The following is a 13,557-nucleotide window of genomic DNA, read 5'->3' as shown; positions in this document are numbered from 1 at the left end:
CCTTTCCGCACGTCACGCAGGTGAAGTCCGCAGACCTCGCCTGCTCCGCCCCGCGCCCCGACGCGCCGCTAGGAATATCCCCGACGGTCCGATTGATGTCAATCCCGGGCGGCTGGGAGAACGCTGAAAATCTACAATTTCCATAGGAATTGCGGAATAGGCGCGACGGGCACCCGCGGCGACCCGCGCACCGGCACAATGAGCCCCGTGCCCACCGCCACCCGCGACCTGCTCGCCGCCCTCGACCCGCTGCCCCACCGCGACCGGACGCGACGCCTCGTGGCGTGGGCACGCACCGCGCCCGACCGGGCGCAGGTCTGCGCCGACCTGCGCCGGCACGGGCCCTACGAGCGGCGTCTCGCGCTGCTCGCCGCGCTGGCGACCCGGGACACCGCGGCCGTCCGGGCCGCGACGTTCGACCCGGAACCCTCGATCGCCGCCACCGCGCTGACCGCCGCCGTGCGGGCCGGCGTAACGCCCGCCGACCTGACCGACCGGCCGGCCGGCGCGCGGCGGCGCGTCTACCCGGCGCTGCGCCGCAACCCGGTGCCGGCCGTCGCCGACGCGCTGATCATCGGGGTACGCGAGCGGTTCGGTGACCACGAGGCCGCCGCGTTGCTGCCGGCGTGCGGCCCCGAGACGGTACGGGCGTGGCTGCCCGACCTGGAGCACGCGCTGCACCCGGAACGGCTGATGCGATCGCACTCCGACATCGTGCTGGCGCGCACCGGTGAACGGATGGCCGTGGCCCCACCGGAGTCACGCGGGCGGATCTGGGCGGAGGCCGCCGGCGCGGTGCTGGGCGGCGATCCGGCGCGGGCGCTGGACCTGCTCGACGCATACGCGCCCGAGGAGTCGCTGCCCGGCCCGCTCGTCGCGTACGGGCGGCTCGCCGCACACGACGCGCGCCGGGTCGTACGCCTGCTGACGTCGCCCGGCCGCGCGGCCTGGCTGGCCCGGATCGTGCCGCCCCGGGCGCTGCTGGGCCGCCTCGCCGCGCTGCCCACGGGTGAGCTGATCCCGCTCGCCGCCCGGCTGCGGGACCACGACCGGGCGCTCGCCGCGTTGCTGCGCGCCGTGGCGCCGAGCCGCCGCGCCGAGCTGTACGACGGGGCGCTTGCCGACACCGACACCACCGCGCTGCTGCCGGGCACCGCGGTGATGGAGGTGTTGCCGGCCCCGGTGCGGGCGCGCGAGGCGACCCGCGTGCTGACCCTCCCGGCCGTGCGCGAGCGCGAGGAGCAGGTGCGGTTCTGGAGCGCGTACCTGCCGTGGCCGGAGGCGTCCGCGTCGGCGAGCGCGGCGCTGCGCTCGGGCGACGCGGAGGAACGCGCGGACGGCTGGCGGCTGCTGGTGGCGGCCGCGCGCCGCTCCCGCGACCCGCGGACGGTGGCCCAGGTGGTGGTCCGGCTCGGCCGGCTGCGTAACGAGCAGGACCCGGTACGCGCGGCCGCGCTCACCGCGCTGGCCACCGTGGCGCCACTGCTCACCGCCACGAGCGCGGGCGGGCTGACCGGGCTCACCACCGACGCGGTCGACGCGCGGGACACCTCGGCGACCACCACCACGGCGTTGAGCCGGCTCGCCGTCGACGTCCTCACGCTTCACGTGGACGTGCCGGAGCTGGTCGAGTGGGCACTGCGCACGATCGACGCGGCGAGCAGTGACGCGAACGTGCCGGTGCTGCGCCGGCTCGACACGGTGCTGCGGCACGGCCAGGAGCGGGTCGTGTTCGACCGGCTGCGCGGCCGGATCGAGGCGGGCATGGCGCGCGGCCGGTACGGGCTGCTGTTCGCGTTCACCCACGCGCTCGGCCGGCGGGCGTGGCGGCTGCCGGAGCTGCAGGACCTGCTGCGCCGGGCGATCGGGCCGGACTCCCTGCCCACAGTGGCCCGTACCGCGGTCGGCCTCTGGCTCGACGATCCGCGTACCCGCTCGCGGCGCGTCGCCGAGGTGCTCGACGTCGACGCGTCGGCGATCGCGATCCACGAGGTGTGGGCGATCGTCTGCACGTCGCGCACCGACCTGCTCGACCGGGTGCTGAACCGGCCGCCGCACGGCCGGTTCGTGGAGAACGGGAAGCGGTGGGTGCCCGGCCCGGCGCCGCGGGCGCAGTGGTGGCTCCCCCGCCACCAGGACCGTTTCGTCGCGCTGCAGGCCCGCGTCATCGCCGACTCCGGTCACCGGGTGTGGCAGCGGGCGGCGGCGATCCGGGCCGCCGCCGGGGCCGGTTCGGCCGGACGCGAGCTGGTGCTGCGCCACGTCGACGCGTCCGAGGTGCCGGTGGCCGAGGCGGCGCTCGGCGCGCTGGTCTGGACCGACCGGCCGGACGAGGCGTTCCCGCTGCTGCTACGGTACGCCGACGGCGACCGGGCACGCGTCGCGCTGTACGCCGCCGGACGGGCCGCCCGGTACGTCCCGCCGGCCCGGCTGGCCGAGTTGCTGGGCGGGGTGCTGACCGGTGCCGCGAAGGTCACCAGCCGCAAGGAGGCCGCCCGGCTCCTGGCCCGCTACGCGCAGGTGGACGTGATGGCGGCGCTCGGCGAGGCGTACGCCGATCCGGGCACGCACCGCGACGTCCGCGCGGCGATCGTCTCCGCCGCCCGGCAGCGGCTGGGCACCGAGGCGACCTGGGCCGTGCTGCGCGCGGCGGTGCACGCCGGCCGCGAGGAGCGCCGGGCGGTGCTCGGCGCGTACCCGTCGGGGATCTCGGAGCGCCACCGCCGCGCCTACGCGGGCCTGATCGCGACGGCGTGCCGGGCCGACGACCGGGAGGTCCGCCGCGCCGCGTTCGACGCGCTCGGCGAGTGGTCGCCGTGGCTGACCGGCGTCACCGACCTGGTCGTGGACCGGCTCACCGACCCGGACGAGACGACGCCGGGCATCGGGGTGGCGAACCTGCTGCGGGCCGGTGGCGACGCGGCGTTCCGGGCCGCCCTGACCCGGCTGGTGGAGCGGGACGCGGCCGACGGCGACCCGGGCGGCCCGGTGACCGACCGGCCGGCCCGGCGGCGCGTCGAGTCGCTCGCGGAAGGCGCGGCCCTGTGGTCCGAGGAACGCCCCGCGAGCGCCGACCGGGCCGGGCTGGTCGAGGCGGCGCGGTGGCTCGCCGGCCGGGACACCTTCCTGGGTACGGCCACCGGGCTGCTCGTCGACCTCGGCCGCCTCGACGACCTGGACGAGGTCGCCGCGCTCTGCGCCGGCCGGCCCGTGGTAGCGGTACGCACCGCGCAACGCGTCGGCGCGCGCCTGCTCACCATGCGGCGGCGGCCCGATCCGGCCGCGCTGGCCGGCACCGTGGCCCACCTCGCCGGGCGCGGCGACCTGGCCGGCGGGCTGTTCGCGGTGACGCTCGTGGCGCACGGGTCGGAGTTCGGCTGGAAGACCCCGTGGCGGGACCTGCTGACCGGGTTGCGCCGTCACCCGGACGCCGACGTGCGGGAGGGCGCGTACACGCTCGACATGAGCTGACCGGGCCGGGCGTCGCCCTATGCTCGGAACGTGACGCTTCAGCGGATGGACCACGTCAGCGTCGTGGTGGACGACCTGCCGGCCGCGATCGCCTTCTTCACCGAACTCGGGATGGAGGTGGAGGGCGAGATGCCGGTCGAGGGGGCCTGGGTGGACCGGGTCAACGGCATCGACGGCGTGCGGGTCGACATCGCGATGATGCGCACCCCGGACGGCCACGGCAAGCTCGAACTGACGCGGTTCCGGGCGCCGGCGCTCGTCGCCGCCGACCCGGCGGACGCGCCGCCGAACACGCTCGGCCTGCGGTCGGTCATGTTCGCCGTGGACGACGTCGACGACACGGTGGCCCGCCTGCGGGCCCACGGCGGCGAGCTGATCGGCGAGGTGGCGGACTACGGCGACGTCTACCGGCTGTGCTACCTGCGCGGCCCGGCGGGCGTCATCGTTGCGCTGGCCGAGCAGCTGAGCTGACGCCTACCGCGCGTCGACCGCCGCCAGCACCGTCATCGCCTCGCGTTCGCGGACGGCCAGGTCGGCCAGGACCGCCGACGCGCGGGTCAGGTGGACGGCGTCGCCGGTCCGCCCGGCGGCGGCGATGTGGTCGGCGACGGCGGTCCGCCCGGCGGCGGCGATGTGGTCGGCGACGGCGGTCCAGAGCGGCGCGATGTCGGCGTACATGAGCTGTGCCCGGCGCACCCGCGCGTCGCCGGTGACGGCGGCGGCCTCGGCGAGGAAGTCCCGGTACAGGGCGCGGAACAGCGCGCCGCCGGTGCCCCCGCGTTCCATCAGCGTCGCGGCGGGCGGCAGGTCGCGGGCCGGGTCGGCGGCGCGCTCCAGCCAGCGGGTCACCCGGGCGGCGGCGGTGGCGATCCCCCGGTGGCCGAGGTTGGCGATCGGCGGGTCGAGGAACGCCTCGGCGTTGGCGCGTACCGCCGCGCGGACGGCGGCGTCCAGGTCCGGCGGGCCGCCGGGAGCGGTGAGCGTGTACGACAGGTGGCGCGCGGTCATCGGCCCACGCGCGGCGCGGGCCCGGGCCAGGCTGTCCAGCGTGGTGCTCACCGCGCCGCCCTGCTGGGCGGTGTCGACCAGGTGGGCGTGGGTGTCGTCGTAGCCGTACATCGCGACCGTGTGCCCGCCGAAGTGGACCCTGGTGGTGAAGTAGTCCAGGTGGTACGAGTCGAGTTGCAGGCCGACCGGCTGACCGGCGTCCAGTGCGTCGGTGACGTTCCGCCACGCCTTGGCCGCCGACGTCGTCTCGCGGACGCGCAGGTCCAGACCGAGGCGGCCGGCGGCGGCCCGGGTCACGCACAGCGGCTTGGTGCGCCCGCCGAGGAACGGCACGTCCATGCTCTTGGCGTCCCAGTAGACGAAGCCGAGCCCTTCGCCGAGGCCGAACAGCATCGGCTCGGAGAGGTCCAGGCCGGCGTGCCGCGTCAGCACCCCGAGCGTGGTGGTCTCGCAGTGCACCCCGCCGGTCGGCGTCACGTCGTCGAGGATCACGACGGCTCCTGTTCCGCCGTCACGGCGTTCGGGTCGTGCGCCACGGCTGCGGCGCCCGCTTCGTGCGTCGCGACGACGGCGCCCGGGTCGTGGCCGGGGGCCGGGGACAGCAGCGGGCGCAGCGGCCCGTCGCCGGGGACGCCGGGCATCCGGCGGGCCACCCCGGCGAGCAGGTCGGCGGCCTGGACGCGCGGGTCGTCGCGCGAGTCGGCCATCACCAGCCCGGCCAGCGGCGACGGGCCGGCCGGATCGCCCGCGGCCAGTGCCGCCTGGAGGCGGCGCAGCCGGTCCTCGGTGAGGGCGCTCTGCTCGTCGTGAATCACCAGCACCCGCCACCGGCCGCCGCCGCTCCAGTGCAGGACGGTCTCGGCCAGCGCCGGCAGCAGCGGCTCCAGCGGCGGCGGGATCGTCCGGTCACCCGCGTACAACCGGGCCTGCACGGCTGCCACGCGGGCCGGGTCGAGCGCGTCGAGGACCGCGCCGGCCTGCGCGTCGCCGACGTGGCGCCGCAGCGCGTCCCGCGCCGCGAAGAACCGCTCGACGCTCCGGTCGTCGGCCCGGTCCCGCCGCTTGGTCCGCAGCATCTCGACCACGGCGGCGAGGAAGGCCGTCCAGCCGGGTCCGGCCGCCCGCCCGGCCCGGTGCAGCGCCGCCGCGGCCGGACGCCGGTCACCGGACAGCCGGGTGCCCGCCGCGTACGACGGCTCGGCCAGCAGCAGGTCGACGACCCGGGTGGCGAGGAAGAACTCCTTGTCGACCAGGTGCACGTGCGCCCGCCCGCGTAGCGCGGACAGGAACCACTGCACCGCCTCGGCGGCTTCGCGGCGGCGCAGGAACTGCCGGGACTTGACCTCGTCGGGCGAGAACCGGAACCCGGACCGCAGCGTACGGATCAGCTCGGCCGCCTCGTCGCGGCTCAGGTCGACGCCGGCGTGGACGATCACCGGGGTGGCCGGGTCGAGCAGGTTGGTGCCGGAGAAGCCGGACTCGTCGCAGGCGATCTCCCGCACCGCGCCGGTCAGCGCCACGTCGGGTGGCAGCCCGCCCTGGAGCGGCAGCCTCGCACCCGTCGACCCGGCCATGCCGACCATGCTCGCCCACCCGGCCCGCGGTGGACCAGCGGTTAACCCGGATCGGGCCGGCGGCGGGCCGTGACGCGTCATTCCACCGGCTGGTAGATCGCGGTCAGGCGCGGCAGCCGGGCGCGCATCTGCTCGTCGTCGTCGAAGTCGAAGTCCTCACCGGCCGGGTCGGCCGGCGCCGGGCCGGGGGGAGCAGCGCGGTCGGCGGCGTCGAGCGCCTCCCAGAACGCGTCGGTGCCGGCGCCGGTCGCCTCGGCGTACGCGTCGCCCGCCGCGCTCAGCACCGCCTCGCACTCGACCGCGTCGTCGTCCGGGTCGACACCGGCCCCGGCGAGGGAGTCGGGGTCGGCGACGGCCCGCTCCCAGACCGTCCGCCCCTGTGCCACCAGCCAGCCCCGGAAGTAGTCGAACCCGTCGTCCGAGCAGCCGCCGCGCATCAGGTAGGCGGCCGCCCACAGATCCCAGCGCCATCCCTCCGACGTCACGTCGTCGTACGCCTGCTCGAAGCCCACGATCGCCGCCGGACTCAGCGCCGACAGCTCCGCCACCAGGTGCCGGGCCACGACGTCGGCCCCCTCGGCGGTGACCGTCTCGCGTCCCGCGGCGCGACGCGCCCGCTCCACGATGTCCCAGAACGTCTCCCGATCCACGGCGGGACCGTACGCCGCCCCACCGACAAGCTGTCAGCGCCCGTGTCAGCGCCGTGTCAGGGCGGTGGCGGTACGGCCGCGGATGGTGGTCGCATGACGAGTTCAGCGATAGCGGTCTCCGGGCTGCGCAAGGCGTACAAGGACCGGGTGGTGCTCGACGGCATCGACCTGGACGTCCCCGCCGGGACGATCTTCTCCCTGCTCGGCCCGAACGGGGCCGGCAAGACCACGACCGTGAACATCCTGACCACCCTGATCCGCGCCGACGGCGGGTCGGTGCGGGTCGCCGGGCACGACGTGGCCACCGAGGCCAAGGCGGTCCGCGCGGCGATCGGCGTGACCGGGCAGTTCGCGGCGGTGGACGAACTGCTCACCGGGCGGGAGAACCTGCAACTGATGGTCGACCTCGGCCCGCGCGACCGGGTGCCCGGCAAGCGGGTCGTCGCCGAGCTGCTGGAACGGTTCGACCTGGTCGAGGCCGCCGACAAGCTCGTGTCGACGTACTCCGGGGGCATGCGCCGCAAGCTGGACCTGGCGATGACGCTGGTCGGCGAGCCGCGGATCATCTTCCTGGACGAGCCGACGACCGGGCTGGACCCGCGCAGCCGGCGCACCATGTGGTCGATCATCAGGGAGCTGGTCGCAGGCGGCGTGACGGTCTTCCTCACCACCCAGTACCTCGACGAGGCCGACCGCCTGGCCGACCGGATCGCGGTGCTCGACCAGGGCCGGCTGGTCGCCCAGGGCACGCCGGAGGAGCTGAAGCGCCGGATCCCCGGCACGCACGTGCGGTTGCGGTTCGGCACCGGCGCCGAACTCGACGCGGCGGCGCTGGTGCTGCCCGAGGCGGAACGCGACGAGGAGGCGCTGGCGCTGCGCGTGCCCACCGACGGCGGAACCGCCTCGTTGCGCGCCCTGCTCGACCGGCTCGACGCGCACGCGATCAGCGCCGACGACCTGTCCGTGCAGACCCCCGACCTCGACGACGTCTTCCTGGCCCTGACGGGCCGTACCCCGGAGGTGGCCGCCAAATGAGCCGCAACCACTCGGTCGTCATGCTGCGCCGCAACCTGACGCACCTGCGCCGCAACCCGACCTCGGTGTTCAACGCCGTGCTGATGCCGATCATCGTGATGCTGATGTTCGTGTACATGCTCGGCGACGCGTTCTCCGTCGGCGTCGACTACGTCGACTACGCGACGCCGGGCCTGATGCTGCTGGCGGTCTGCTACGGCCTCGGCGGCACCGCGACGTCGGTGAACTCGGACATGACCAGGGGCATCATCAACCGGTTCAAGGTCATGCACGTCTCCCGGGGCGCGGTGCTGACCGGCCACGTCGTCGCCACCGTGCTGACGAACGTCCTCGCGGTAGCGGCCCTGGTCGGCGTGGCGTTCCTGCTCGGCTTCCGCCCGGCCGCCGAGCCCCTGCACTGGCTCGGCGTGGCCGGCGTGGTGGTGCTGCTCAGCGTCGCGGTCAGCTGGTTCACCGTCGCGCTGGGCCTGTTCGCCAAGTCGCCGGAGTCGGCGGGCATGGCCTCCGTGCCGCTGGTCCTGCTGCCGTTCTTCAGCAGCGCGATCGTGCCCGCCGACAAGATGGGGCCGGGACTGCGGCAGTTCGCCGAGTACCAGCCGTTCACGCCGATCATCGAGACCCTGCGCGGCCTCCTCGAGGGCGCGCCGTCGGCCGGCGACCTGATCCCCGCGCTCGCCTGGTGCGCCGGCATCGCGGTGGTCGGCTACCTGTGGGCGCGGTCCACGTTCACGAAGCGAGCGTGACCTCGACCAGCCGCTCCCAGCCGGTCTCCCGGCCCTGTGCGACCGCCTCGGCGAACCCCGCGTCGCCGAGGCGGTCGCGCGCTGCCGCCTCGATCCGGGGCACGTCGGGGTGAGCGCGGTCGGGCAGCCCGCGTACCGCGGTGGCGGCGCCGAGCAGCCGCGCCGCCTGGTCCGGCCGGTCGAGCCGCACCGCCAGGTCCGCGACGCCGACGAGCACCTGGGCGGTCAGGGGCGCGTAGCCACCCTCGCGCGCCGCCCGGCACGCCGCCGCCCGATGGGTACGGGACTGCTCGACGTCGTCGGTCAGGTAGCCCAGCAGATCCTCGATGCCGGCCCGGACGCCCGCCAGGTTCGCCTCGTCGCCGAGCAGCGCCGACACCGACCGCAGCTGCGCGTACGCCTCGTCCGCGTCGCCGTCGTGGCGGGCCAGGTACGCCTTCGTCAGCGCCAGCTCGGCCAGCGCGCCCGGCCAGGCGACCCCTGCGGCGAGCCGCTGCGCCTCGGCCACTGCGGCGGCGCTCGCCGCCTCGTCGCCGTCCAGCCGGTACAGCCACGCCAGCCGCGCCCGTATCCGGATCACGTCCTCGACGGCGCCGACCTCGGTCACCGCCGCGACGGCCTGCTCGTAGTAGTCGCAGGCGGCGGCGACGTCACCGCGTACGGCGGTCAGCTCGGCCAGCTCGCTGAGCGCGAACGAGATCCCGAAGCGTTCCCCGATCGCCCGGAACTCGGCGAGCGCCTGCCGCAGGCACGCCTCCGCCTGCGGCGCCTCGACGCCGAGGATGACCCGCAGCTTGCCCAGATGCAGCCGGGCCAGCGCGCATACCCACGGGTCCTCGTGGTCGAGCAGCGACTCCCAGGCGGGCAGCAGCGCGTCCGGCTCCCGCAGCATCCGCTCCAGCGGCACGACCAGGGCCATCTCCGGGTAGGTGCCGCGGCCCTCCGCGCCCAGCCGGTACGCCTTGTGGATCCACTCCGACGCATGCTGCGCGTCGCCCGGCCCGGAAGTGAGGAAAAGCACCACGAGTCCGTACACCACGGCGCGGATGTCGTCGGGCACGTCGCCCGGCGCCTCGGTGGCCGCGATGATCAGCTCCATGCCCTCGCTGCGGTGGCCGCCGAGCCACCAGTACCAGCCGCCGCCGGCCGCGAGCCGCATCGCCTCGGCCCCCTCACCGGCGGCGAGCGCCCCGCGCATCGCGGCGGTGATGTTGTCGTGCTCGGCTTCGAGCCGGGCGAGCCAGGTGAGCTGGTCGGCGCGCCGCAGCCGCGGCTGCGCCGCCTCGGCCAGCGCGGTGAAGTACGCCAGGTGCGCGCGGCGCGTGGTGTCCTCCTCCTCCGCCTCGGCGAGCCGCTGCGCGGCGTACTCCTTGATCGTGCCGAGCATGCGGTAGCGCGGCGCGACGTCGCCCGCCGCGACCAGCAGCGACTTCTCGGTCAGCGCGGTGAGCAGGTCGAGCACGTCGCCCGGCTCGACGGCGCCGCCGCCGCAGACCCGCTCGGCCGCGTCCAGGCCCGCCCCGCCGGAGAACACCGACAGCCGGCGCAGCACCGCGCGTTCGGCGTCGGTGAGCAGTTCCCAGCTCCAGTCGACCATCGCGCGCAGCGTCCGGTGCCGGGGCAGGGCGGTCCGGCTGCCGCCGGTGAGCAGCCGGAACCGGTCGTCGAGCCGGGTGGCGAGCTGGTCGACGGACATGGTGCGCAGCCGTGCCGCGGCCAGCTCGATCGCCAGCGGCATGCCGTCGAGCGCGCGGCATATCCGCGCCATCGTCGTCGCGGTACGGGCGTCGAACACGAGGTCCCGGCGTACCGCGGCGGCCCGGTCCCGCAGCAGGCGCACGGCGGGCGACGACTCGACCTCGGCGGCAGCGGCGTCCCCGCCCGGCAGGCCCAGCGGCGCGACCGGCCACAACGCCTCCCCGGTGATGCCGAGCGGTTCCCGGCTGGTGGCCAGGATGCGCAGCCGCCGGCACTCGCCGAGCAGCCGGTGCGCCAGCGCCGCCGCCGCCTCGACGACGTGTTCGCAGTTGTCCAGGATCAGCAGCATCGCCCGGTCCCGGATCGCCGCGACGAGCCGATCGGCCGGTTCCGCGCTGCCCGCGTCGCCGAGCAGCGCGTCGCGCAGGCCGAGCCCGGAGATCGTCGCCTGCACGACGTCCCCGTCGGCGCTGATCGCGGCGAACTCGACCAGCCACACCCCGTCCGGCAGGTCGCCGGTCAGCCTGCGCCCGGTCTCGGTGGCCAGCCTGGTCTTGCCGGAGCCACCCGGACCGGTGAGCGTGGTGAGCCGGTGTTCGGCCACCAGCGCGCCGACGGCGGCGAGGTCGGCGTCCCGGCCGACGAAGCTGGTCAGCTCGGCGCGCAGGTTGGTCCGGCGGGTGTCGTCGCGGCGTACCGTCTCGCCGCGCAGCAGCGCGACGTGCAGCGCCGACAGCTCCGGCGACGGATCGGCGCCGAGGGCGTCGGCGAGCGCGTCGGCGGTGCGCTGGTAGACCATCAGCGCCTCGGTGTCCCGGCCGGCCGCGACGAGCGCGCGCATCAGCGACATGGCGAGCCGTTCGCGCACCGGATGGGCGGCCGCCAGGTCGGTCAGCTCGGGGATCAGGTCGGCCTCCCGGCCGAGCCCGATCTCCGCGTCGTACCGGTCCTCGGTGGCGGTCAGGCGCAGCCGTTCCAGCCGGGTGGCCGCCGCGTCCAGCGCCGGGCTGTCGGACAGGCCGATGTCGCGCAGCGCGTCGCCGCGCCACAGGCCCAGCGCCTCGCGCAGCAGCCGTACCCGCTGCGGCCCGTCGCCGTCGCGGGCCCGGCGGACGAGACGCTCGAACCGTACGGCGTCGACGGCGTCGGGCTCGACGGCGAGCCGGTAGCCGTCGGGCAGCCCGTCGACGGCGCCCGCCGGCAGCGCCTTGCGCAGCCGGGAGACGAGGCGTTGCAGCGCGTTGGCGGCGTCGGCGGGCGGCTGCTCGCCCCAGATCCAGTCGACGAGCGTCGCCTTCGGGACCACCCGGCCGGGCTGGAGCGCGAGGGCGGCCAGCAGCCCGCGCAGCCGCGCGCCCGGCACGTCGGCCGGGACACCGGCGTCCGTGGTGACCTGGAACGGCCCGAGCATCCCGATCTGCACCCGCCGATCCTGCCACGCCCGGCGACCCGGCCCGGTCCGCCGCCCCCGCCGGTCAGGTGGCCAGTCGCAGGTGCCGGCGCTGCCTGGTCTCGTACGGGGCAGCTCCGCGACACCGATCCTGATAAATTGCGCGCTCCGCACGGGTTCGACGGGGGAATGCGCATGTCCGACACGGGGGCCGGATCCGATCAGGGAGCGACCGGGAACGAGGAACAGCGGGCCGACACCGCCTGGATGCCGTCGGCCGTTCCCGGCCCGCCACCGCAGCCGGCCACCGGGCCGGTTCACCAGCCGCCCGGCACGGGTTACGGACCACCCACCGCGGGCCCGCCGTACGGACCGGCCACGACGGCCACGCCGTTCGGGTCGGCCCCGCCGTACGGGCCGTACCCGCCGCCCGGCCCGCCGTCGTCGGGCCGCAACCGCGGTCTGGTCGTCGCCGTCGCGGCGCTGAGCGTGCTGCTGCTGGTGGCGTGCTCGGGCCTGATCGGCGGCGCGTTCCTGCTGGGTTCCTCGCCGCGCGAGGCAGCCGAGCCGGAGCCGGCCGCGCCGCCGGTGGCGCCCTGGCGGTCGTCCGGCGCGACGCCCACGCCGGGTGCGACGGCGAGCGTGGAGCCCTCGACGCGCGGGCCGCAGCCCAGCGACTTCCCGGCGGCGCAGATCTCCGACCTGAACGACGTGTGCGACGGGGTCCTCTACTTCCCGCAGTCGCCGAAGCGCACCGGAGCGGCGCCGCACCCGGTGGCGCTGCTCGTCGGCACCGACATGGGCACGGGCCGCCGCCACGACCGGGTCTACTACTACGACGAGGGCCTGTCGAAGCGGGTGGAACGGACCTGGGCGTCGGAGGACCCGAAGGCCGTGCAGATCGTCGCCTGTCTGGATCGCACCGGCACCGGCGCGACGATCCGCAAGTGCCGCTACGACGACCCGAAGCCGGACACGCTGACGCTGCTGAAGGCCACCTACCGCCTGCGGGTGTACGAGGTGGCGACCGGCCGCAGACTGCTGGACAAGACCCTGGGCGGGGACGACCAGCAGTGCCCCTTCGTGGTCCTGTACGGACCGGACAAGAAGATCTACGCCGAGGTCAGCCACCGATCGCTGCTCTCGGCGCTGCGCAATCTCGTCAAGCGGTAGGCGGGCGACGCCGGCCGGGGTCCACCCGGGACGACGCGGGGAAACCGGCCGCACGGCCCCTCGCGCACCGGCCGGGATGTTCGATACCATCGAACATCCCGGCGGAGGTCCCGCCACCTCGACAGGAGGTCCCCGTGCGGCCCATGAACAGTCAGCCGCCGTCGGAGCAGGCCGGCTCCGGTGGCGCCGCGGACGAGAACACGCCCGCGGGCGTCGTCGGCGGGCGGATCCGGCGCTACCGCAAGGAACGCGGGCTGACCCTGCGCGGCCTCGCCTCCCGTTCCGGGCTGTCCATCGGCTTCCTGTCCCAGGTCGAGCGCGGCATCTCCTCCATCGGCCTGACCGCGCTCGGCAGCGTCGCGAAGGCGCTCGACCGGTCGGTGGCCGACTTCTTCGACGCCGGCACGCCCTCGCCGGACAGCACCGTCTCCTCGCTCCCCCGGCACTTCACGCTGACCAGGGCGGAGACGGCCGCTACGCAGTACGTGTCCGGGCAGCAGACCTACCGCATGCTCTCCGACCGGGGGCCGGACCTGGTGCTCGAACCGATGCTGGTGCACATCGCGCCGGGCGGGCGCCGGGAGAACGCGTACGGCCACCGGGGCGAGGAGTTCGCCTATGTCATCTCCGGCGAGCTGCTCTACGAGGTCGAGGGCGTCGAGCACCGGCTGTTCCCGGGCGACAGCGTGCACCTGCGCTCGTCGGTGCCGCATCAGCTCTTCAACGACACCGACGCGGTGACGACTGTGGTCTCGGTGGTCACGCCCCGCCTGTTCTGACCCGCGCGCCGGGCACCACGAATCGCCCTCCGTGTT

Annotated in this window: 10 protein-coding genes; 6 read left to right on the top strand and 4 right to left on the bottom strand. The window is 75.6% G+C overall.

All coding sequences use genetic code 11. The annotated features are described in order from the left end of the window. Positions 1-198: 198 nt before the first annotated feature. Positions 199-3,471 (top strand): hypothetical protein, encoded by a 3,273-nt coding sequence (locus IRY44_RS13845; protein ID WP_194800810.1) that lies wholly within the window; start codon positions 199-201, stop codon positions 3,469-3,471. Between the two features lie 45 nt (positions 3,472-3,516). Next, positions 3,517-3,942 (top strand): VOC family protein, encoded by a 426-nt coding sequence (locus IRY44_RS13840; protein WP_194801038.1) that lies wholly within the window; start codon positions 3,517-3,519, stop codon positions 3,940-3,942. A gap of 3 nt (positions 3,943-3,945) precedes the next feature. On the opposite strand, the gene IRY44_RS31270 is transcribed toward IRY44_RS13840, so the two are convergent. The 3 genes from IRY44_RS31270 to IRY44_RS13825 all read right to left on the bottom strand — a co-directional run bounded on the left by IRY44_RS31270 (position 3,946) and on the right by IRY44_RS13825 (position 6,703). Next, positions 3,946-4,971 carry a BtrH N-terminal domain-containing protein gene (locus tag IRY44_RS31270; RefSeq protein ID WP_194800809.1) on the bottom strand — a complete coding sequence of 342 codons (1,026 nt, stop codon included), beginning with the start codon at positions 4,969-4,971 and terminating at the stop codon, positions 3,946-3,948. After that, on the bottom strand, positions 4,968-6,053 hold the full coding sequence (locus IRY44_RS13830; RefSeq protein ID WP_194800808.1) for a DUF3800 domain-containing protein: 1,086 nt from the start codon (positions 6,051-6,053) through the stop codon (positions 4,968-4,970). The genes IRY44_RS31270 and IRY44_RS13830 overlap by 4 nt, the downstream gene beginning before the upstream one ends. 77 nt (positions 6,054-6,130) lie before the next feature. Then, a complete protein-coding gene (locus tag IRY44_RS13825) occupies positions 6,131-6,703 on the bottom strand; it encodes a DUF4240 domain-containing protein (RefSeq protein ID WP_194800807.1) in 573 nt (190 codons plus the stop codon). Between the two features lie 93 nt (positions 6,704-6,796). Here IRY44_RS13825 and IRY44_RS13820 point away from each other — a divergent pair, with 93 nt between their 5' ends. Together IRY44_RS13820 and IRY44_RS13815 are read left to right on the top strand one after the other, a co-directional pair. Next, complete coding sequence (locus IRY44_RS13820) at positions 6,797-7,738, top strand: ATP-binding cassette domain-containing protein (RefSeq protein WP_194800806.1); 942 nt, start codon at positions 6,797-6,799, stop codon at positions 7,736-7,738. Further along, a complete protein-coding gene (locus tag IRY44_RS13815; RefSeq protein ID WP_194800805.1) occupies positions 7,735-8,481 on the top strand; it encodes an ABC transporter permease in 747 nt (248 codons plus the stop codon). The genes IRY44_RS13820 and IRY44_RS13815 overlap by 4 nt, the downstream gene beginning before the upstream one ends. Here IRY44_RS13815 and IRY44_RS13810 read toward each other — a convergent pair. Beyond that, positions 8,465-11,602, bottom strand: a complete 3,138-nt coding sequence (locus tag IRY44_RS13810; protein WP_194800804.1) for a BTAD domain-containing putative transcriptional regulator — start codon at positions 11,600-11,602, stop codon at positions 8,465-8,467. The two genes, IRY44_RS13815 and IRY44_RS13810, sit on opposite strands and share 17 nt — an antisense overlap. A 162-nt stretch (positions 11,603-11,764) precedes the next feature. On the opposite strand from IRY44_RS13810, the gene IRY44_RS13805 reads away from it, so the two are divergent. After that, on the top strand, positions 11,765-12,742 hold the full coding sequence (locus IRY44_RS13805; RefSeq protein WP_194800803.1) for a hypothetical protein: 978 nt from the start codon (positions 11,765-11,767) through the stop codon (positions 12,740-12,742). 143 nt (positions 12,743-12,885) lie between these two features. Continuing rightward, positions 12,886-13,521: a helix-turn-helix domain-containing protein gene (locus IRY44_RS13800; protein ID WP_228532064.1), complete on the top strand. Its 636-nt coding sequence runs from the start codon at positions 12,886-12,888 to the stop codon at positions 13,519-13,521. Positions 13,522-13,557: the final 36 nt, after the last annotated feature.

The organism is Micromonospora sp. ANENR4 (genome assembly GCF_015354395.1).
GTDB classification, from domain to species: Bacteria; Actinomycetota; Actinomycetes; order Mycobacteriales; family Micromonosporaceae; genus Micromonospora; species Micromonospora aurantiaca.
Note: the sequence above shows the minus strand (reverse complement) of the source record. Positions and strands in the feature narration are given on the sequence as shown.

What these genes read in the sequence shown, in the direction of transcription:
- IRY44_RS13845 (WP_194800810.1), top strand. Translation starts at nt 199, where the DNA reads ATGAGCCCCGTGCCCACCGCCACCCGCGACCTGCTCGCCGCCCTCGAC.
- IRY44_RS13840 (WP_194801038.1), top strand. Translation starts at nt 3,517, where the DNA reads ATGGACCACGTCAGCGTCGTGGTGGACGACCTGCCGGCCGCGATCGCC.
- IRY44_RS13830 (WP_194800808.1), bottom strand. Translation starts at nt 6,053, where the DNA reads ATGGCCGGGTCGACGGGTGCGAGGCTGCCGCTCCAGGGCGGGCTGCCA.
- IRY44_RS13820 (WP_194800806.1), top strand. Translation starts at nt 6,797, where the DNA reads ATGACGAGTTCAGCGATAGCGGTCTCCGGGCTGCGCAAGGCGTACAAG.
- IRY44_RS13815 (WP_194800805.1), top strand. Translation starts at nt 7,735, where the DNA reads ATGAGCCGCAACCACTCGGTCGTCATGCTGCGCCGCAACCTGACGCAC.
- IRY44_RS13805 (WP_194800803.1), top strand. Translation starts at nt 11,765, where the DNA reads ATGTCCGACACGGGGGCCGGATCCGATCAGGGAGCGACCGGGAACGAG.
- IRY44_RS13800 (WP_228532064.1), top strand. Translation starts at nt 12,886, where the DNA reads ATGAACAGTCAGCCGCCGTCGGAGCAGGCCGGCTCCGGTGGCGCCGCG.